This window comes from Cupriavidus sp. 09_S30, from assembly GCF_056930435.1.
Genome location: NZ_JBXOWI010000002.1, coordinates 149908 through 170411 on the forward strand (window position 1 = coordinate 149908; position 20504 = coordinate 170411).

17 protein-coding genes are annotated in these 20504 nt (G+C 68.8%); 5 read left to right on the top strand and 12 right to left on the bottom strand.

Annotation, left to right across the window (positions count from 1 at the left end; all coding sequences use genetic code 11):
• Positions 1 to 154: 154 nt before the first annotated feature.
• The gene (locus tag AC1Z3O_RS20885; protein ID WP_483517797.1) at positions 155 to 2161 is read right to left on the bottom strand and encodes a sulfatase-like hydrolase/transferase; all 2007 of its coding nucleotides are present in this window, start codon (positions 2159 to 2161) and stop codon (positions 155 to 157) included.
• 550 nt (positions 2162 to 2711) lie between these two features.
• Between AC1Z3O_RS20885 and copC the strand changes: the two genes are divergently transcribed.
• Both copC and AC1Z3O_RS20895 read left to right on the top strand, forming a co-directional pair.
• Complete coding sequence (copC, locus tag AC1Z3O_RS20890) at positions 2712 to 3086, top strand: copper homeostasis periplasmic binding protein CopC (protein ID WP_483517798.1); 375 nt, start codon at positions 2712 to 2714, stop codon at positions 3084 to 3086.
• Between the two features lie 21 nt (positions 3087 to 3107).
• A complete protein-coding gene (locus AC1Z3O_RS20895; RefSeq protein WP_483517799.1) occupies positions 3108 to 3983 on the top strand; it encodes a CopD family protein in 876 nt (291 codons plus the stop codon).
• Between the two features lie 484 nt (positions 3984 to 4467).
• Here AC1Z3O_RS20895 and AC1Z3O_RS20900 read toward each other — a convergent pair whose 3' ends face one another.
• The 5 genes from AC1Z3O_RS20900 to AC1Z3O_RS20920 all read right to left on the bottom strand — a co-directional run bounded on the left by AC1Z3O_RS20900 (position 4468) and on the right by AC1Z3O_RS20920 (position 8758).
• Positions 4468 to 4845, bottom strand: a complete 378-nt coding sequence (locus AC1Z3O_RS20900) for a nitrile hydratase accessory protein (protein ID WP_483517800.1) — start codon at positions 4843 to 4845, stop codon at positions 4468 to 4470.
• Positions 4842 to 5504: a nitrile hydratase subunit beta gene (nthB, locus tag AC1Z3O_RS20905; protein ID WP_483517801.1), complete on the bottom strand. Its 663-nt coding sequence runs from the start codon at positions 5502 to 5504 to the stop codon at positions 4842 to 4844. The genes AC1Z3O_RS20900 and nthB overlap by 4 nt, the downstream gene beginning before the upstream one ends.
• A complete protein-coding gene (nthA, locus tag AC1Z3O_RS20910) occupies positions 5501 to 6271 on the bottom strand; it encodes a nitrile hydratase subunit alpha (protein ID WP_483517802.1) in 771 nt (256 codons plus the stop codon). The genes nthB and nthA overlap by 4 nt, the downstream gene beginning before the upstream one ends.
• 145 nt (positions 6272 to 6416) lie before the next feature.
• The gene (locus tag AC1Z3O_RS20915; RefSeq protein ID WP_483517803.1) at positions 6417 to 7544 is read right to left on the bottom strand and encodes an acyl-CoA dehydrogenase family protein; all 1128 of its coding nucleotides are present in this window, start codon (positions 7542 to 7544) and stop codon (positions 6417 to 6419) included.
• A 14-nt stretch (positions 7545 to 7558) separates the two neighbouring features.
• On the bottom strand, positions 7559 to 8758 hold the full coding sequence (locus AC1Z3O_RS20920; RefSeq protein WP_483517804.1) for an acyl-CoA dehydrogenase family protein: 1200 nt from the start codon (positions 8756 to 8758) through the stop codon (positions 7559 to 7561).
• Positions 8759 to 9076: 318 nt separating this feature from the next.
• Between AC1Z3O_RS20920 and AC1Z3O_RS20925 the strand changes: the two genes are divergently transcribed.
• The 3 genes from AC1Z3O_RS20925 to AC1Z3O_RS20935 all read left to right on the top strand — a co-directional run bounded on the left by AC1Z3O_RS20925 (position 9077) and on the right by AC1Z3O_RS20935 (position 12711).
• Positions 9077 to 10063 (top strand): Bug family tripartite tricarboxylate transporter substrate binding protein, encoded by a 987-nt coding sequence (locus AC1Z3O_RS20925; protein ID WP_483517805.1) that lies wholly within the window; start codon positions 9077 to 9079, stop codon positions 10061 to 10063.
• 98 nt (positions 10064 to 10161) lie between these two features.
• Entirely contained in the window at positions 10162 to 11682 is a 1521-nt protein-coding gene (locus tag AC1Z3O_RS20930; protein WP_483517806.1) for a class I adenylate-forming enzyme family protein, read from the top strand.
• Between the two features lie 63 nt (positions 11683 to 11745).
• Positions 11746 to 12711, top strand: coding sequence for a Bug family tripartite tricarboxylate transporter substrate binding protein (locus tag AC1Z3O_RS20935; protein WP_483517807.1), 966 nt, complete (start codon positions 11746 to 11748; stop codon positions 12709 to 12711).
• Between the two features lie 91 nt (positions 12712 to 12802).
• Here AC1Z3O_RS20935 and speE read toward each other — a convergent pair whose 3' ends face one another.
• The 6 genes from speE to AC1Z3O_RS20965 form a co-directional block, all read right to left on the bottom strand.
• On the bottom strand, positions 12803 to 14059 hold the full coding sequence (speE, locus tag AC1Z3O_RS20940; protein ID WP_483517808.1) for a polyamine aminopropyltransferase: 1257 nt from the start codon (positions 14057 to 14059) through the stop codon (positions 12803 to 12805).
• Positions 14060 to 14403: 344 nt separating this feature from the next.
• The gene (locus AC1Z3O_RS20945) at positions 14404 to 15387 is read right to left on the bottom strand and encodes a tripartite tricarboxylate transporter substrate binding protein (protein WP_483517809.1); all 984 of its coding nucleotides are present in this window, start codon (positions 15385 to 15387) and stop codon (positions 14404 to 14406) included.
• Positions 15388 to 15488: 101 nt separating this feature from the next.
• Positions 15489 to 16355, bottom strand: a complete 867-nt coding sequence (locus AC1Z3O_RS20950) for an HTD2 family dehydratase (protein WP_483517810.1) — start codon at positions 16353 to 16355, stop codon at positions 15489 to 15491.
• A 61-nt stretch (positions 16356 to 16416) separates the two neighbouring features.
• Positions 16417 to 17253, bottom strand: coding sequence for an HpcH/HpaI aldolase/citrate lyase family protein (locus AC1Z3O_RS20955; protein WP_483517811.1), 837 nt, complete (start codon positions 17251 to 17253; stop codon positions 16417 to 16419).
• A 26-nt stretch (positions 17254 to 17279) separates the two neighbouring features.
• Positions 17280 to 18662 (bottom strand): MmgE/PrpD family protein, encoded by a 1383-nt coding sequence (locus AC1Z3O_RS20960; protein ID WP_483517812.1) that lies wholly within the window; start codon positions 18660 to 18662, stop codon positions 17280 to 17282.
• A 632-nt stretch (positions 18663 to 19294) separates the two neighbouring features.
• A complete protein-coding gene (locus AC1Z3O_RS20965) occupies positions 19295 to 20488 on the bottom strand; it encodes a CaiB/BaiF CoA transferase family protein (RefSeq protein WP_483517813.1) in 1194 nt (397 codons plus the stop codon).
• Positions 20489 to 20504 lie beyond the last annotated feature (16 nt).

The window sequence follows — 20504 nt, forward strand, 5'->3', positions numbered from 1 at the left end:
CACCGCCGGATCGATGGCGCGCGCCAGAACGTCTCGGCATGGTGTTCCGCAGGCTGTCCGCGCGCGACCTGCTGGCGCCGGCGCAGCAGGCGGGCGCCGACCCGCGGGCGGGTAATGCCTCGGCGGACCTGTCGCCGCACTATAACGGCCGCGTCTACGGGCAGCTTGGTGGTTGTCCCGAAACGGTCCCGCTTTGCGGCGTCAGCCGCTTCGCACATCGCTGCTGCTTCAGCAATTGTGCGAGTTGACGCTGCTGCGCCGCATGGATCCCGTCGTCATAGAGGTTGGCGAGCTCCATCGCGTCATCGGTGACGTTGTACATCTCGAATTCGTCGCTGTGCGGCGTCGACTTGACCGTCACCGTGTACGCAATCGGTTGCGGGCCCACGTCCGCACCAGGATACGGCGGCGGTGCGGGAGGCGGTTCCACCTGGCGAGTCACCACGTCTTCGACTTTCGGGTAGCTCGGATCGCCGGTATCGCCAGGGTAGCCTGGCGTGCTCCAGAACTGCGGATTGTCGAAGTAATGCGTGTACTTCCAGACCTTTCCATCGGCCAGGCGCGCGATCACCGTTTCCAGGTGATTCGGCTGCACGACGGAGTTGTATCCGATACCGGTCCAGTTGTCCTGGTTGAGCCCGCGACTCGGATCATCATCGGTCATGAAATAAAGCGGGTCGTTGACGCTTGCCGGAGCAACCTCGCCCAGCACCAGCGGCGCAAGATTACGGCCCACTAGCGGCAGCGCATCGGAGTGATCTTCGGCGAGTTGCCGGCGAATGTGTTCGGCGTCTATTCCTGCGAGTCCCAGCAGCGTCGGCAGAAGATCCACGTGACTGGTCAGCGCGTCGACTGATCGTGGATTCGGAAACAGCGTCTTGCTGTAGATGATCAGCGGAACGCGGATCGCTTCGTCATAGGCCGTGTACCACTTCTGATGCATGTTGGAGTGCGAACCAAGCAGGTCGCCGTGGTCGGAGGTGAAGAGGACGATCGTGTTGTCGGCGAACCTTGACGCGAGCAGTGCCTGACAGACGGTCATCATCTGATCGTCGACGTTCTTCTGCAACTGGTAGTAGTAGCGGAAGTACTTCGCGAGCGTCACCGGGTCGTTCAGGATCGGCTGCATCCATTCCTTGTAGCTTTCCTGATAGGACGCCTGCGCCGAGGGTTTCTTCGATAGATCGTCACGCTGTGTCTGGTTGAATCGCACGGGGTCGAACAGCACGGTCGGCACGTAGGGATCAATGGAGAAATAGAAATCCCCGACCTTCCCGGTGTTCGCCCACAGGCCCCAGAGCGTGATGTCGTGCGGATTGACGAACGAAGTCACGATGAGCCACGGGTTGGCGTTGCTGTCGTGGTCGAGCTGCTGGATCAGGTTCCTGGCTTGCTGCGCGAAACCGACGTCGCGCCCCTGTTGACCGGGTGGCACCGAAGAACCGCTATTGAGCGGTGATTTGCCATGTGGCTCGGGTCCGATCCAGCCGGTGAAGCCAAAGCGATCGAGGCGATCGGCATTGCTGTAGACCGCTTCGGCTGCTTTGTCTGGGGCACCGCTCGTCGAGTCGTAGCTCACGAGCTGAGTGTGTGTGCCCGGGATCAGCATGTCGGCATCCGACGCGTGCCACTTGCCGCGCCAGTACGTGGTGTAGCCTGCGGCGCGAAAGTAATCCCCGAGCGTCGGTACGCTGTTGGGGTCGAGCCAGAGCACGTCCGGGTCGAAGGATTCCTTGGCCGCGCCGGTGGTCTGTGTGACGCCGTGCAGCGACGGATACTGCCCGGTGTAGATCGACGCCCGGCTGGGTGAGCAGGCTACCGACGCCGCGTAGTGCCGTTGAAAATCTATGCCGTTCTGGCGCAGCAGGTTCTGCGTCTTGAGATAGGTTTGACGGAAATCCTGGGTTTGTGTGGACTCGTAGATCGGCGGAAAGCGATTCTCGTCGCACATCAGGATCAGGAAGTTCGGCAGCTTGTCGCGTGCTCGCGCGGCGGACCCGGTTGCGGCACGCGCGTCGGGAACAGCGCCGCCGGCGGGAAAGACAAGCGCCCCGGCGCCCGCCGCGACGGTGTTGCGGAGGAAGCGGCGACGAGAGGCGTCGCTGACGTCGTCGCTCACGTTCCCGGACGCCGATGAATCAGATTGTTCTTTTTCCTTCATACGGCCTCCGCGCTTTGTTTTGAGCGGGTTGACGGGGACGAACGCCGCGTTACCCTTTGGAATAGTGCGCGACCCGATGCAATCCGCTGCCGACAATCACGCATGGGATGCTCGGGATGCAATTAGGAAAAGTTTAGGTGACCGGGCTGCTCGCTGCCCGGTGATTTGAGGCCCGATGCACATGGGATCAAGCGCAACAGCCTGGTCCGAAAACGAGCAATCGCACGATGCCCTCCACTCACCCTGTCCTTTTCGAAAATCCGTCCTGCCATCGCACCGACCATTCGTGCGCCGATTTCGACAGTCGCGTCATCGACTTTTGCCGATGTTGGCTGCCGGAGAGTATCTGTCATACCTGAGCGTTTCCAGCAATCCATAACGGTGGCGGCTCTTGCACTTCCCACGCCGCCACCTGTGCGCGTAGCATTGGCGCATGCCGCCGCGTGGCGTCCGGTGCGCGCATGAAGCCGCCGGAGCCCTGCCGCGGGACGTTCCGCGCAAGGCGTAGCGTGCCATCGACTTCCTCCTCCTCTTTTCCACACACCCCCGCATGAAACAAGACCGCCTTCTCCCCATCCTGCGCCGCGGCGCCTGCGCGCTGCTGCTGCTCTACGCCGGTGCGGCCTGGTCGCACGCTCGCCTGCAGCAGCAATCGCCGGCAGCGGGTTCCGCCCAGCCCGCCCCGCAACAGGTACGGCTGGCGTTCTCGGAGCCGCTGGAGGGGGCGCTCAGCCGCATCGTGGTGATGGATGGCACCGGCAAGCCGGTCACCAGCGCCAAGGCCAGCGTCGACCCGGCCGCCCCGAGCGTGCTGCTGCTGCCGCTCGACGGCAGCCTGGCCGCCGGCACCTACACGGTCAACTGGAACGTGGTGTCCAAGGACGGCCACCGTACCCAGGGCAGCTACCGCTTCACGGTGAAGTAGGTGGGGAGCGCCGCAAGCAGCGTGGCTGGCACGCTGAACTGGCTGCTGGCCGGCGCTGTCCTGCTCGCGCTCGGCACACTGCTGGGCATCCGGCTGCTGGCGCCGGCCTGGCCATCGGGTTCGGCGCGCGCCTGGGCGCGCGCGGCGCTGGCGCTGCTGTGCCTGCTGTTTGCGGCCGCTCTCCCGCTCAATGCGCTGGTGCTGACCGAGGCCGCGCCCGCTGAACTGCCTGGGGCGACCTGGCTGGTGCTGTGGCAAACGCACAATGGCGCCATGTGGTTGCTGGGTGCGCTCGGCATGGTGCTGGCGGGCGCAGCGCTGGCGGCGCCGTCGGCATCTGCCGCGCGCCCCGCATCGCGGGCACGGCCGTGGCCGAGTCTTGCCATGGCGGCCGGCCTGCTGCTGTTCCTGCTGGCCAAGGCGGACACCGGACACGCGGCCGAGCACGGCCTCGCCAGCCTGGTGGTGTGGGTGCATGCGCTCCACATCGGCGCCGGCTGCGCCTGGGCGGGCAGCGTGCTGGTGGCATGGCTGCAGCTGCGGGGCCGTAGCCGCGCCGCGGCCTGGCCGGACGCATTCCTGCGGCGCCTGTCGCAAGTGGCAGCCACCTGCCTGGCGGTGGTGGCCGCGACCGGCCTGGTCAACCTGTGGCGCCTGCTCGGCAACGGCAGCGGCGGCCTCGGCGAGTACGGCCAGTGGCTGGCGTTCAAGCTGGCGCTGGTGGTTGCGGCGGCCGGCCTCGGCGCCTGGAACCGCTGGGTGGCGCTGCCACGCGTGCTGGGCGGCAGCGTGGCGGCGCGCCGGCCGCTGCTGGTCAGCCTGGGGTTGGAGAGTGTACTGCTGGCCTTTACGGTGTTGGCCGCTGCACGGCTGGGCGGTACCATGCCGCCGATGTGAATGGGCGCCGGCCTGCGGAAGGCGCTCGATTCATGAAACCGTCGCGGCGTGAACCCCGGCGCCAGCCGAAGCCGATGAGATGTACCAACGCCGTTGGCCAAGCATAGTGTCTTGGCTCCCTCTCCCCTCATGGGGAGAGGGTTGGGGAGAGGGGTGGTCTAGCAAGGCGCCACAAGCAACGAAGCCGCCGGTGTTGTCCAGCACGCCAAGGTGAGACGAAGCCGACAAGGTGTGCCAACGCCGTTGGCCAAGCATAGTGTCTTGGCTCCCTCTCCCCTCATGGGGAGAGGGTTGGGGAGAGGGGTGGTCTAGCAAGGCACCACATCCAAACGAAGCCTCCGGTGTTGTCCAGCACGCCAGCGCCAGAACGAAGCCGTCGGTGTTGTCCAGCACGTCGCCATTCGCAAGCGCCTGCCCTCTCCCCCAACCCCTCTCCCGCAAGCGGGAGAGGGGAGCAAACCAGTGCAGGGCGAAATCCAACGCGCTATTCTCCCGGCGCGATTCCCAACACAATCGGCTGCCCATGCGGCGTACGCCGCGCTGCCTCATCCCACTGCTGCCGGCGCTGTTCGAGCATGGGATCGGACACCAGTCCCTTCTCCGCGCTGATGCGCTCCAGCGCCGTCAGCCAGTGCTGGTAGTAGGTGTCGCCCAGGTCCGGGTCGCCGGCCTGCTGCGCATCGCGAATGGCGCGGTTCAGGTGCGTGGCCCATTCGCTCCAGGTGAAGGCGCCGCGCTGGTGCAGCGCCAGCGTCATGGCGAAGGCCTGGGCCTGCCAGGGGGCGCTGAAGACGGGGCCTTCCGCGCCGCAGGGGAGATCGGGCAGGCTCGCGCGCAGGCCGTCGAGGTCGGGGCGGCTCATGCTTGCATTGCCTCCAGATAGGGTTCCCAGCAATCGACGTGCACGCAGGACGCCGTGGTGTCGGCGCCCCACAGTTCCGCCGCCTCGAAGCGCACGGTGTACAGCCATTGCGGCTGCTCGCCTTGGCCGATGGCATTGGTGTCGGGGAAGACGTGCGCGCCGTGCACGCTGACGATGCGTCCGCGCCGGCCTCGGCAGTAGCGCGGCAGCCGGGTGTGCGTGGCCGGGTGGAGCTGGCGCGTGCGCACCGCGTCGCCGACGGCGAAGCGTGCGGGGCCGGGCGCCGGCCGTTCGCTCGGGCCGCCGCGCAGCATGGCCGCGCTGACCTGGTCGGCAGCCAGTACGCGTGCGACCGGGACGGGCGGGATGCTGCGCTTCCCGCTCTCTATCTCTTCCTGCGTCGCCATGCCGGTCGTAAGCAGCAGCTTTTTCAGGCCCTCGAACCAGATCTCGTAGTAGCTGCTGGTCAGATACTGCGCCGGCGGCAGGCTCTCGCGCGCTGCGCGCGAGGCGTCGAGGTTCCACTTGCCGCAGGCGCCCATGGCCACGGTGAAGGCCAGCACACGGCGTTCCCAGTCGGCGTGGAAGGGATGCGGGTCGGCGTCGGGCTGTACGGGGCCGAAGCCTTGCATGCCGCCCATGTCCTGCGCGCCGTTCATGGCTGGCCTCCTTGCGCAGCGGCACGTGCGGCGGCATGTGCAGCAGCGTCAGGCGTCAGCGCCACGCCGGTGCCGATCATGGCGTCGCGCGTCACCAGCGTGGCGAGCGCTTCCTCGCTCCAGCCCTCGGTGCGGGCGGGCCGCATCGGCAGCACCAGGTAGCGCAGCTCGGCGGTGGAGTCCCACACGCGCAGCTCGGTCTCCTGCGGCAGTTCCACGCCGAAGTCGCGCAACACGCCGCGCGGGTCGATCACGGCGCGCGAGCGGTAGGGCGCAGACTTGTACCAGACCGGAGGCAGCCCGAGCACGGGCCATGGATAGCAGGAGCACAGCGTGCAGACCACCATGTTGTGCACCGAGGGCGTGTTCTCCAGCACCTGCATATGCTCGCCCTGGCGGCCGCTGTAGCCGAGCGATGCGATGGCGGCGGTGGCATCGTCGCGCAGCCATTGCAGGTAGGCCGGATCGGCCCAGGCCCTGGCCACCACGCGCGCGCCGTTGTGGGGGCCTACCTGGTGCTCGTAGGTCTCGATCAGCACGTCGAGCGCCTTGGGATCGAGATAGCCCTTGTCCGTCAGCAGCGATTCCAGTGCGCGTACGCGCAGGTCCATCTCGGAGAGCGCGCTGCCTTCGTGGCCGTGATCGTGATCGTGGTGGTGACCGTGGCTGCCGTCATGGCCGGTCTCGCGTGTGTGCACATGGTCATCATGCGCCGGTGCCGTGTGGCCCACATGGCCTTGCTGGCCGGGTCGGTGTGCGTGGCTCATCGGAAACTCGCCTGGGCGTGATTGCGATAGCGCACAGTATGGTGTTGCCTCGCCCGGATTGCAAATGGCGGAGCAGCGGAAGGAAAGGGCGCGTGCCGGGCGGGGGATTCCCGCGCCGGCACGCGCGGCCAGCGTCAGTCGGCCGTCAGTCTTCCATCACCTGCGTGTAGCGTTGCAGGTGGTAGTCGCTGTCGCCCAGCAGCGGGTCGATCATGGTCAGGCGCTTGAAGTAGTCGCCTACCGCCAGCTCGTCGGTCATGCCCATGCCACCGTGCAGCTGCACGGCCTGCTGGCCGACGAAGCGGCCGGCCTTGGCCACCGTGATCTTGGCCGCGGCAAGCATGCGGCGGCGCTGAGCCGGATCGCTTTCATCCAGCGCCTGGGCGGCGACGTAGGCCATCGACAGCGCCAGCTCCTTCTGCACCAGCATGTCCGCCACGCGGTGCTGCAGCGCCTGGAAGGCAGCCAGCGGCTTGCCGAACTGCTGGCGCGTGCGCAGGTACTCGGCGGTGATCTCGATCAGCTTTTCGATGGCGCCAGCGGCCTCGGCGCACAGCGCCGCGATGCCGTGCGACAGGCCCAGGTCCAGCGCGGCCAGGCCGTCGGCCGGCTGGCCCACCATCGCGTCGGTGGGCACGGCCACGTCGGCCAGCTTCAGGTCCGCCGCGCGCAGGCCGTCCATGGTCGGGTAGCCCGTCACGGTCAGGCCGGCGCTGTCGCGCGGCACCAGGAACAGCGCGATCTCGTCGCTGCCGGCCACGCGCGCGGTCAGCAGGAAGGCGTCGGCCGCCTCGCCGTGCCAGGCCAGGCTCTTGCTGCCGTTGAGCACGTAGCCATTGCCGCTGCGGGTGGCGCTGGCGCGCGCGGCCTCGGGGCGGTAGCGCGAGCCCGGTTCCAGGTAGGCCAGCGTGACGATGCGCTCGCCGCCGGCGATGGCGGGTAGCCAGGCTTGCTTCTGCGCATCGCTGCCGTAGGCGCCGAGCACGGCGGCCGCCATCACGCTGCTGGGCGTGACGGGTTCCAGCACCAGGCCGCGGCCCAGTTCGCGCTGCACCACGAGCTGGCTGGTGGCGCCTTCGCCGAAGCCGCCGTATTCGCTGTCCACGGTCAGGCCCAGCACGCCCATCTCGGCAAGCTTGCCCCACACCGCGCGGTCCAGGCTGCCGCCGCCGCGCGCGTTCTTGCGGCGCGCGTCGAAGGTGTACTCGGCATCGATGAAGCGGCGCAGGCTGTCGGCCAGCATCCGCTGTTCTTCGCTGTAGGTGAAATCCATGTCCGCTGCTTCCTTCAGAATCCGATGATCATCTTGGAGATGATGTTCTTCTGCACCTCGGTGGCGCCGCCGTAGATGGTGGTCTTGCGCATGTCGAAGTAGGTGGAGGCGGCGGGTGCGGCCCAGTCCGGACCGGCCACCGGCTGGGTGGCGCCCGGCTCCAGCCACTGCGGCGAGTAGGGCCAGGCATCGGGGCCGGCCACTTCCATCTGCAGCATGGCCAGGTCCTGCTGGATCTCCGAGCCGCGGATCTTGACGATGGAAGCCTCGGGCCCCGGGCCCTGGCCGGCGGCGTCCGCCGTGGCCACGCGCAGCAGCAGCATCTCTAGCGCCATGATGTCCATCTCGATCCTGGCGATCTTGTCGCGCATGCGCACGTCCTCGATCAGCGGGCGGCCGGCGCCGTCGGTGGCCAGGCTGGCGTAGTGCTTGAGCTGGCGCAGTTCGCGGTTGCAGTGGCCGATGCCGGCGATGCCGGTGCGCTCGTGGCCGAGCAGGTACTTGGCGTAGGTCCAGCCGCGGTTCTCCTCGCCCAGCAGGTTCTCGACCGGCACCTCCACGTCCTCGAACCAGGTCTCGTTGACGTCGTGGCCGCCGTCGAGCGTCTTGATCGGGCGCACCGTCACGCCGGGCGACTTCATGTCGATCAGCAGCATCGAGATGCCTTCCTGTGCCTTGGCCTCGGGGTCGGTGCGCACCAGGCAGAAGATCCAGTCGGCGAAGTGCGCCATCGTGGTCCAGGTCTTCTGGCCGTTGACGATGTACTTGTCGCCGCGGCGCACTGCGCGCGTCTTCAGCGAGGCCAGATCAGAACCTGAGCCGGGCTCCGAATAGCCCTGGCACCAGAAGTCCTCGACGGTCGGGATGCGCGGCAGGAAGCGCGCCTGGTGCTCGGGGCTGGCGTACTTCATCAGCACCGGGCCGATCATGGTCAGGCCGAAGGGCAGCAGGCGCGGCGCGCCGGCGCGGAAGGCCTCGATCTCAAAGATCAGGCGCTGCAGCGCGTTCCAACCGGTGCCGCCGTGCTGCTTGGGCCAGCTCGGCGCGCCCCAACCGTGCGCGTGCAGGATGCGGTGCCAGCGCACGTAGTCGTCTTTCTCGATGCGCTGGTGGCCCAGCACCTTGGCGCGGATATCGGCGGGCAGGTTGGCCTGCACAAAGCCGCGCACTTCCTCGCGGAATGCCTGTTCCGCAGCGGTGAAACGCAAATCCATCTGCTTGTCCCCTGAGTGTCGGAGGCGGCGCGAGCGCGCGCCTCGTCGTGGTGGGCCGATTGTATGGGCGGCGCGGCGTTCGCTTCTTCCGCAATCGCAAAGCGCACCTTCGCAGCAGCAAAACCGTGGCCGCCCAGGCCGCGTCCCGCCGAACTTTGCGGCCGTCCCAGCCTGGACCGAAGGCGGCCTTAGTCAAATCGGAATAGCAAGCCGGCAGGCACTGCCGCACACTGCTTCCGTGCCCCAAGTGGGTGGCACACCAGTTCCGACTGGACGAGACAACGCGCCGAACGAGTGCGGAACAAGGAGACATAGCTGATGGCCCGCTGGATCACACGCGCGCTGGCGCTGGGAATCACACTGCTGACAATCGGCCTGGCATTGGGCGCGGGCAGTGCGCAGGGCGCCTACCCAGACAAGCCGCTGCGCCTGGTCGTGCCCTTTCCGCCGGGCGGCGCCACCGACCTGCTGGCGCGCGAGATCGGCAATGCCCTGTCGGCTCGCCTGCACCAGTCGGTGGTGATCGATAACCGCCCCGGCGCCGGCGGCAACCTCGCGGCGATGGCGGTGGCGCGCGCGCCGGCTGACGGCTACACGCTGCTGTTCGGCACCTTCGGCTCGCTGGCGGTCAACAAGAGCCTGTATGACAAGCCGGGGTATGACCCCCTCAAGGATTTCGCGCCGGTCGCCTCGGTGGCCTACCTGCCCAATGTGCTGGTGGTCCATCCCTCGGTGCCCGCGCGCAATGTCGAAGAACTGCTGGCGCTCGCGCGCCGCGAGCCGGGCAAGCTGACCTACGGTTCCTTCGGCGTGGGCTCTTCTTCCCACCTGGCCGGTGAACTGTTCACGCACCTGGCCGGCGTGGACATCCGCCACGTGCCGTACAAGGGCAGCGCCGCCTCGATGACCGACCTGATCGGCGGACGCATCACCATGATGTTCGACAGTATCTCGACCGCACTGCCTTTCGTGCGTGAAGGGCGTGTGCGTGCGCTGGCCGTCACCACCGAGAAGCCCTCCGAGCAGCTCCCCGGCGTGCCCACGCTGGCGCAGGCGGGCGTCAAGGGCTATGAGCTGACCGCGTGGTTCGGCGTGGTGGCGCCGGCGGGCACGCCGCGCCCCGTGGTGGAACGGCTCAATGCTGAGATCGTGGCCTCGCTGCGCGAGCCCGACCTGGCCGCGCGGCTGGCCCAGCAGGGCACCGTGCCGTTCCCGTCGACGCCGGAGCAGTTCGGCGTCTACATGCGCGCGCAGTACGAGAAGTGGGACGGGCTGATCCGCTCGGCCCATATCCGCGCCGACTGAATCCGTGCGCCGGCCGGCCCCGGACATGCTCACCGCATGCGCACCGGCCGCCTGCGCCTTGCATTGGCTTTCCCGCACTAACGTCATCGCTGAGCATCATGTCGTCTTTCCATCCTGAATTCATCCACGAGATCCCCCGGCACTGGGCCGGACTGGCGCCACAGTCGCCCTGCCTGCGCGAAGCGGGCGCGGTCGTCAGCTACGGCGAGCTGTGGCGGCGCATCGAGGCCGCACGCGACTGGCTGGCGGCGCAGGGCGTGGGCGAGGGCGACCGGGTGCTGGTGGCCGGCGAGAACTGCAGCGAGATGGTGGTGCTGATGTTCGCCTGCAGCGCGCTGCATGCCTGGCCGATCCAGGTCAATGCGCGCCTGTCGGCGCGCGAGATCGACACCATCCGCGAGCACGCGGCGCCGCTGCTGACTTTCTTCACCGGCCATGTCTCCGACGTGGCAGCCGGCCACGGCCAGCGCCTGGGCGCGCAGCCCAACGACTGCACGGTGTTCGATGCCGGCATGCACGTGCTGCGCGCGGCCACGCCGCCGGCACGCGTGTCCTCGCAAGAGGCGCGCGCCGTCGCCACGCTGATCTACACCTCGGGCACCACCGGCGCGCCCAAGGGCGTGATGGTGCCGCACGCGGGCCTGACGCACTTCGCCCGCATCTCGGCGACCTCGCGCAACCTGGGACCGGCCGACATCGCCTACGGCGCGCTGCCCATGTCGCACATCTTCGGCATCGCCACGGTGCTGATGGCCACGCTGTACGCGGGCGCCAGCCTGATCCTGCGGCCGCGCTTCGATGCGGGCGAGGTGTTCGATGCGCTCGCCGAGCCCGGCATCACCATCCTGCAGGGCGTGCCGACCATGTTCACGCGGCTGATGGCGGTGGCGCCCACGCGCGCGCACCCGCCCGGCGGCTATCCGCGGCTGCGCTACCTGTACACCGGCGGCGCGCCGCTCGATCCCACGCTCAAGCGCGACGTCGAGCAATGGTTCGGCCAGCCGCTGCACCACGGCTACGGCATCACCGAGTACGCTGGCTCGCTGTTCATCACCCGCATGGACGCACCGCGCGCCGACTGCTCGGCCGGCTACATCGTCGAAGGCGTGGAGATCGACATCACCGACGCCGAAGGCAAGACCCTGCCAGCCGGCGAGCGCGGCCAGATCCGTGTGCGCGGACCGGGCGTGATGGCCGGCTACTACCGCAACCCCGAGCAGACCGCCGAGGCGCTGCTGCCCGGCGGCTGGCTCAACACCGGCGACCTGGGCTACCTCGACGCCGATGGCGCGCTCTTCATCTCGGGCCGCTCCAAGGACCTGATCATTCGCTCGGGTTTCAACGTCTACCCGATCGAAGTCGAGGCCGTCATCAATGCCTTCCCCGGCGTGCGGCAGTCGGCGGTGGTCGGCAGGCAGACGGCCGACGGCAACGAGGAAGTGGTGGCCTTCGTCGAGCCGCAGGAGGGTGCCGCGCCGGACCACGCCGCGCTGGCGGCCTACCTGCGCGACAGCCTGGCACCGTACAAGCGTCCGGCGGAGATTCGCGTGATCGAAACCATTCCCACCACGGCCAGCGGCAAGCTGCTCAAGCAGCCGCTGCGCGCGCTGCTGGGTTGAGGCTTGAGGCCTCAGGCCTCAAGCAAGCGCGGAAGAACGCAAAGACAACCAAGGAGGAAACAGATGAAGCGATGGATGGCCGCGGCAGCGGCACTACTGACGATCATGCAGGGCAGCGCCTGGGCAGACGGCTACCCGAGCCGGCCGATCCGCCTGCTGGTGGGCTATGCGCCGGGCGGCCCGGTCGACACCGCGGCGCGCATCTACGCCGACCAGCTCGGCCGCATCCTCAAGCAGCCGGTGGTGGTGGACAACCGCGCCGGCGCCAGCGGCGCCATCGCCGCGGACATGACCGCCAAGGGCAAGCCGGACGGTTACACCCTGTACTTCGTCGCCAGTCCGACGATGACGATGACCCCGCTGATCCAGAAGTCGGTGAACTTCAACCCGACCAAGGATTTCAGCTACATCGGCCTGATCACCGACTACACCAATGTGCTGTTGATCAACAAGGACTTCCCGGCCAAGAACGTGCAAGAGCTGATCGGCTATGCGCGCAAGCACCCGGACGGCGTTTCCTTTGGCTCGGCCGGCGTGGGCGCGTCCAATCACCTGTCGGCGGAGCTGCTGGCGCAGATGAGCGGGGTCAAGATGCTGCACGTGCCCTACAAGGGCAATGCACCGGCGATGACCGACGTGATGAGCGGCAAGGTCACCTTCATGTTCGACATCACGGGTACCGCCGTCGGCCATGTCCAGGGCGGCAAGGTGCGCGCGCTGGCAGTGACCTCGCGCACGCGCAATTCCGCGCTGCCCGAGGTGCCGACGCTGATCGAGTCGGGCCTGAAGGACTATGACCTGACCGGCTGGTATGCCTTGGTCGGGCCGCCCAAGCTGCCCGCCGATGTGGTGGACAAGCTGGTGGCCGCGCAGAAGCTTGTGGGCGCGGTGCCGGAGTTCCAGCACCGCATGACCGAAGTCGGCTACGACCTGAACGTGACCGGTCCCAAGCCGCTGGCCGACCGCATCCAGCGCGAGCTGGCGCTGTGGGGCAAGGTGGTGAAGACGGCCAAGATCGAGACAGAGTGAGGCTGATGCCGCAGGTCGCTTAGGCGTGGGGCGGGCCGGACATCCAAGTCCGTCCCGCCCCGTTTTTTTGACCGGAGCGCAGCGCGCCCGGTCACGCCGACTGCAGCAGTTCCCGATAGAAGTTCGGCAGCGCGAACTGCGCCAGATGGACCGCGCCGTTGTAGTACTGCAGTTCGCCGATGCCGCGCTCGCGGATGCGGGCGTCCACGGTATCCGCCGCGATGGCGAGCGGATCCAGCGTGTCGGAGGCGCAGGCCATGCCCCAGTAGCAGCCATACAAGGGCACGTAGAGACCGAAGGGGTGCACCTGCGCGAACATCCGGCGCAGCGTGCCGAGCAGTTGTGCCACCTGCTCGCGCTGGAACACCGGCGAGCCGATATGCAGGGTCAGCGCGCCGCCGGGCGCCAGCAGGGCCTTCGCCAGGCGAAGCGCGTCTTCGGTGTACAGCGCCTGCGCAAGCGTGTCGGGGTCCGTCAGGTCCAGCACGATGAGATCGAAGCGTGCACCGGTTGGGGCGGCCGCCTCATCGGCCATATAGGCGAAACCGTCGCCCAGGCGCAGCGTCAGGCGCGGGTCGTCGAAGGCGCCGCGGTGGATGGACTGCAAGTGCTTGCGCGCCAGGCGCACCACCTCGCCATCGAGCTCGGCCAGCACGAGGCGTTCCAGGCTCGGATGCTTGAGCAACTCCTCGCTCAGGCCGCCGTCGCCGCCGCCCACCACCAGCGCGCTGCGCGGTGCCGGGTGCGCGATTGCCGCGGCGTGGGCCATGGGCTCGTGATAGAAGAACTCATCGCGCTCGGACGTCATGTAGCGGCCGTCGATGCGCAGCAGCCGGCCCCATTGCGGGGTCTCGAACACTTCCAGCATCTGATACGGCGAGCGCAGCGTTTCCAACCGCCGCGTGGCGCGGAAGCCGTAGGCGCTGTCCTGGTTCAGCCATTCGAGCAGCAGCTCGTTGGCATTGTCCTCCGGCTCCGTGCTGCCGCGCAGGATGCGGTTGGTGCTCTGCTGCGCCGGGGCAAAGGCGATCAGCAGCGCGTCGAGCAGCGCCTCGGCCTTGGCGGAGTTGTTGGCCGAGAAATTGCACACATAGACGTCGAGGGTGACGCCGCCGCGCTCGGGCCAGGTATGCACGGCAAGGTGCGATTCAGCTAGCAGGCAGGCGCCGGTAACGCCGCCAGGCTGGCCCTGCCATTCGGGGAAGGGGTGGTATTTCTCGGCCACCATCGTCAGGCCGGTGGCCGACACGGCCTGTCGGCACAGATCTGCCAGCGCCTGGTCGTCGGTCAGCAGTGCCGTGGCGCACTGGCAGCCGTACAGATCCGCGGTGAGATGCAAACCATGCATGTCTGCGAACGTCCTCCTTTGCGTGACGGCCTGCAGGGCAGGCCGGACTGTGCGGCGGCGCGTCGCTCACGCCGCGGGGCGCCCGGCGAGAGCGAGCGCGCCACGCGGACGCGGGGAGGGCGTCGCGCCGGAGAACGGTGCAGTATAACTGGAGAAGTGCGAAGAAGCCAGCTGATGGTTCGGTTTGGTGCAATTGGCGAAGGCGGGCGACTCATCCGGCGGGCCTTCTGCGTTGCAGGTAGCGCGGCTCACCGTCGATCACCAGCTCACTGCGCTGATTGTGCGCCGTGCTGCGCAGCGCCAGTACGCCGGCGCTGCGCTTGGGCATGATGGCGCGGCGCGGACTAATCCGCCTTGATGCCGAGCCGCTCAACCAGCGCCTTTTCCTGCGCGATCTGCTGCATGGCGAAGCGGGTGTAGGCGGCGCTGTCGAGGTACATCGGTTCCTGGTCCATCTGCTTGAGCGTGGCCAGGTAGCGCGGGTCCTCGGTGGCGCGGCGCAGCGCGTCCTGCAGGATGGCGACCACCTGCGGCGGCATGCCCTTGGGGCCTGCCACGCCGTACGGCGAGCTGGAGACCATGTCGTAGCCGAGTTCGCGCAGCGTCGGCGCATCGGGCCAGCGCGGCGAGCGCTGGGCGGTCCACAGGTTGAGCCAACGCAGCTTGCCGGCGTCGACGAGGGCGCCGGCGGCGCTGCCGGCCGCGCACAGTTGCACGTGGTTGCCCATCAGTGCGTTGAGGCAGTCGGCGTCACCCTTGAACGGCAGGTGGGTGACGGTCAGCTTCTCCCGGGCCGCCAGTTCCAGCATGGTGACGTGGGGCGAGCTGAACTGGCCCGGCGAGCCATAGCTGACGCTGCCGGGCCGGGCACGCGCATCGCGCAGGAAGTCGGCCCAGCCGCGCCAGGGCGAGTCGGCGCGCACCACCACGCCGAAGATGTAGCCGGTGATGCGCGACAGGTAGGTGAAGTCCCGCGCAGGGTCGAAAGCGGTCTTCTGGATGAAGGGCTGGCGGAACACCGTGACCGGCATCAGCGACAGCGTGTAGCCGTCGGGCGCCGCCTGGCGCAGGGCCAGCGCGCCCATGGTGCCGGCTACGCCCGGCTTGTTCTCCACCACCACGCTCTGCCCCAGCGCCGTCTGCAGCGTCTGCGCGAACTGCCGCGCGACCACGTCAGTGGTGCCGCCGGGCGCATAGGGCACGATCAGCGTGACGGGGCGCGTGGGGTAGGCCGGCGTGGCCGGCGTCGGCTGGGCCTGGGCCGCGTGGCCGCAGGCGATGGCAAGGGCTGCGCAGGCTGTGCGCAGCATGGTGCGGGCTGCTGTCATCGGATGTCTCCTCCTCTGCGTGGGCTCGCCCCTGGGTACACCACGCCGCGCCGGGCGGGTCCCGCTGTTCTGCGCGCGGCGCGCCGGCTGGCGCGGGGCGATCAGCTCGCCAGCTCGGCCCAGGCTTCCATCGATTGGCCGCCCGCATCGTCGCCCGTCCACAGCAGGATGCGGCCAGGCTGCTCAGGGTCCGGCATGCCGCCTACGGTGACGGTGTCGTGGTCGAACAGCGGTGCCACGCCGCGGAAGCCGAAGCGGGCGACGCGGGCGCTGGGCTGCTCGCGCGCCAGCAGGTCGAGTGCCAGCATTGCCTGCAGCGGGCCGTGCACCACCAGGCCCGGATAGCCCTCCACGTCGCGCACATAGTCGTGGTCGTAGTGGATGCGGTGGCCATTGAAGGTCAGCGCCGAGACGCGGAACAGCATCACCGGGTCGGCGCGCAGGCTGCGCTGCCAGCGCGGCGTGTGCTGCAGGCGCGGGCGCGGCGGCAGCGGCTGGCCCAGTTCGGGCATGGCGCGGTACACCAGGTCATGCCGCTCGGTCAGCGCGATCTCGCCGTCGACGCTGAATGCATGCTCCACCGTGGCGAACCACAGCTCGCCGCTGCGGCCGGTCTTGTACTGCACGTCGGTGATGGTGGAGGTGCGAGTGACGGTATCGCCCACGCGCAGCGGGCGCGTGAAGGTGAGCTCGCCGCCGGCCCACATGCGACGCGGCAGCGGCATTGGCGGCATGAAGCCACCCAGCGCGGGGTGGCCGTCACGGCCGAGCTCGCGCTGCGGCGCGCGCGGCAGGAAGTAGAGCCAGTGCCACAGCGGCGGCAGCGGTCCGCGCGCGAGGGCCTCGCCGTCGAGGTCCAGCGTGGCGGCGAGGCCGATCACGGGCTCGGGGGCCAGGGTCTCGGTGCGGGTTTCGCTGCGGCCGATCCACTGGCGCAGGTGTTCGAGGGTGCTGTTGGTCTGGGTCATGTCGATTCTGTGCGGGAGCGGGCCGCGCGCCGCCGTGGCGGGCGCGCGCGGCCGGCGAAGCCTAGGTGGATTCCGGCAGCAGCGCCAGCAGGCGCCGCGCCTGTTCGATGACGGGGCGGTCGACCATCTTGCCGTCGACCTGCACGGCGTGGCTGCCGGAGGTCGTGGCGGCCATCACGCGGCGCGCCCAGTCGACCTGCTCGGGCGCGGGCAGGAAGCCGGCGCGCACCGCTTGCAATTGGGCAGGGTGGATGCACAGCTTGGCGGCAAAGCCCAGCGCGCGCGCGTGGGCCACGTCGTCGGCCAGCACGGCCTCGTCCTTGAGCGCGGTGGTCACGCCGTCCACGGGCTGGGCCAGACCGGCCACACGCGAGGCCAGCACGATGCGCGCACGCGCATGGGCCAGCGCCTCGCGCACGTGGGCGCAGCCAAGATCCACGGCGTAGTCGAGCGAGCCGAAGGCCAGCCGCGCGATGCCCTCGGCGCCGGCCACATCGTCCACGCGGTGCAGCCCGAGCGCGGTCTCGATGATGGCCACCAGCGCACCCTGCGGATTGACGTGGCGCAACGCGCCGGCGATCTCGGCAAGCGCGGCCGGGTCTTCCGCCTTGGGCACCATCAGGCCGGCCAGTGCCGTGCCCTGCGGCAGCGCGCGCAGCCACGCCATGTCGGCGGGAAAGGCCGGCGAAGCGGAGTCGTTGATGCGCACGTAGGCCGCCGGGCCCGGGCTGCGCGAGCCCAGCCAGGCGGCGATGGCCTCGCGCGCGGCGGGCTTGGCGTCCGGGTGTACGGCGTCCTCGAGGTCGAGGATCATCACGTCGGGGCCGGCGGCGGCCGCCTTGTCGAAGCGCTCCGGGCGGTCGCCCGGAACGAACAGATAGGTGATGGCGTTCTGCATGGGATGAAGCGGATTGATGCGGGCCCTCAGCGGGCGGCGGGCAGCCAGTTGTTGACGTTAGGCGCGGTCTCCAGCGCCCACACGCGGGCGATGATGGCGCGCATCTCGGCCTCGCTGGCGCCGTGGCGGAAGGCGCCGAGCTGGACCGCCTTGGCCTCCAGCTCCGGGCGCGACAGCGTGTTGTCCGGGTCGCCCTTGGGCACATCCACGCGGCCTTGGAGCGTGCGGCCGTCGGTCGTGCGCACCGTCACGCGGCCGATCCATTGGCGCGGGTAGGCGGCGTTGATCTCGTCGTCGAGCGCCATTTCCACCTTCTCGCGGAAGGCAGCCACCTTGGCGTCCTGCAGCGCGTGGTCCTCGAACTCGCCCAGTCCGGCGTGGGCGTGCACGGCAACCAGGCCCAGCACGGTGCCCATCGAGAACTTGGCCTGGTGGATGGTGACCGGATTGACCACGGGGCCGAGCACATCGATGGCGCCCTGGTGCACGTGCGCGGTCACGCCGGCGATGTCCTCGGCGCGCAGTCCTTCGCGCTGCATCACGGCCTTGAGCGCGTCTGCCGCCGGATGGGTGTGGCGGCAAGAGGCGAAGAACTTGAAGGAGGTCTCGGCCGTGGCCCAGCGCGTGCCCAGGCCATCGGTCAGGCGCGAGGGGTCGGCATCGCTCGACATGCCGGCGGCCATGCCCTGGGCGCCTTCCAGGATCTGGCGGGCGCCGGTGAAGCCCGCGCGCGCCAGCCAGGCCGACTGCAGGCCGTCGGCCGCGGCCTTGGCGGTGTGCAGCTGCTTCGAGTCGGCCGCGTCGCGCAGGAATTCCCACAGGCCGGCGGCCTGCGTGCCGGCCGAGCCGAGCGCCTGGTTGATGCCCTCGGCATCCAGGCCGTAAAGCTTCGCCACTGCGGCGGCGGCGGCCAGCGTGCCGACCGTGCCGGTGGTGTGGAAGATGCGGTAGTGCGAACGGCCGAGGAACTCGCCGATGCGGATGCCGGCTTCGTAGCCGGCGATGGAGGCCAGCAGCACCTCGGCACCGCTCTTGCCCTCGGCCTGGGCCGCGGCCACCACGGCCGGGAACACCACGGCCGCCGGGTGCAGCACCGAGCTGTTGTGCACGTCATCCTGCTCAACCACGTGCGAGGAGGCGCCGTTGATCAGCGCCGCGAAATAGGGCGAGGTGCGGCGACGGTCGACGAAGACCTCGCTCGCACCCTGCTGCGGGCCCATCGCCGCGGCGAACTCCTGGATGTGGCGGACCGCCGGGGCATCCTTGCCGGCGATGGCCGAGGCGATCCAGTCGAGGAAGAGATCCTTGGTGCGTTCCACCACGGGGGCGGGTACGTCGGCCAGGGTGAAGCCCGCCAGGAATTCACACAGCTGGCGGGTGGGGTAGGAATGGTCTGCGGGTTGGCTCATGCCGGCTCCGGAGGAGGTTGTCTGGTCGGGTGCTGCCTTGTCCTGCGATCTGTCTGCTGCTTGTCCTTCCGTTGGCGAGGGGGAAGGGCAGGGGAAACTTTGGGTCGATGAAGCGATGCCGCCCTATCGACCGCTGTCGGGCTCCCCTCTCCCGCGTGCGGGAGAGGGGTTGGGGGGAGAGGGCCGGCGTTTGCTATTGCGACTACGCTTCCTTTCGCCAGCGGCACATGCCGCCGGCAGGAAGGTATGTTGTCGCAACCGCAAGCGCTCACCCTCTCCCCCGGCCCCTCTCCCACAAGTGGGAGAGGGGAGAAAACCGTGCGGTCGATGAAGCGTCGCCACTTCATCGGCCACTATCGCGCTCCCCTCTCCCGCTTGCGGGAGAGGGGTTGGGGGTGAGGGCCGGCGCTCGCTATTGCGACTACGTTTCCTCATGCCAGCGGCACATGCCGCCGGTAGGAAGGTATGTTGTCGCAACCGCAAGCGCTTACCCTCACCCCCGGCCCCTCTCCCACAAGTGGGAGAGGGGAGAAAACCGAGCGGTCGAGCAAGCGCTGCTGCTCCATCGACCACTACAAAGAAAACCAGGTGGTCGAGCAAGCGAAGCCGCTTCCTCGACCGCTCCCGGCAACTCAAACCACCTTCCGCTTCTCCATGTCCTCGATCTGCGCTGCACCGTAGCCGAGCTCGGCCAGCACGGCACGCGTGTGCGCACCCAGCGCCGGCACGTCGCCCATCACGGGCTCCACTCCGGACAGGTTGGCCGGCGGCAGCAGCGCGCCGATCGGGCCGCCCGGGCAGCCGACTTCGCGCCAGCGCTGGCGCGCGGCGAGCTGCGGGTGGTTCCACACCGCTTCGATGTCGTTCATCGGTGCATTGGCGATCTGGGCCGCGTCCAGCAGCGCTTCGACCTCGCCGACGTTCATCGAGGCAAAGCGTGCCTCGATCAGCGCCGTCAGCGCGTCGCGGTGCTTCACGCGACCGGAGTTGCTGGCGAATCGCTCGTCCTTGATCAGTTCCGGCTGGCCCAGCACCTTGTCGCAGAAGGCCTGCCATTCGCGCTCGTTCTGCAGGCCGAAGATGACGCTGCCGCCGCCACCGGTGCGGTGCACGCCATAGGGCGCGATAGCCGGATGCGAGGCGCCGAAGCGTGCCGGCGGCTTGCCGCCGTAGTGGCCGAAGTAGAGCGCGTAGTTCATCCACTCGGCCAGCGCTTCCAGCATGGTGACTTCGACACGCAGGCCCTGGCCGGTGCGCCCTCGCTGCAGCAGCGCCGACAGGATGCCGCTGTAGGCGTACATGCCGGCCGCGATGTCGGCGATCGAGATGCCGGCGCGCGAGGGTTCGTCCGCGCCGCCGGTGATGCCGATCAGGCCGGCGGCGGCCTGGATCAGCAGGTCGTAAGCCTTCTTGTCGCGGTAGGGGCCCGAGTCGCCGTAGCCGGAGATGTCGCACACGATCAGCTTGCCGTAGCGGGCGTGCAGGGTGTCGAAATCCAGGCCCATGCGCGCGGCGGCGCCCGGTGCCAGGTTCTGCACCAGCACGTCGGCCTCGGCCAGCAGCTTGTGCAGCACGGCCTGGGCTTCGTCCTGCTTCAGGTCCAGCGTCAGGCTCTGCTTGCCGCGGTTGAGCCAGACGAAGTGTGAGGCCTGGCCGTGCACGGTCTCGTCATAGCCGCGCGCGAAGTCGCCTGCGCCGGGACGTTCGATCTTGACCACGCTGGCGCCGAGGTCAGCGAGCTGGCGCGTGGCGAAGGGGGCGGCCACTGCGTGTTCCAGCGAGACCACGCGAATGCCATCGAGGGGGCGGATGCCGGGAATTGTCATATGAGGGTAGTGGGAC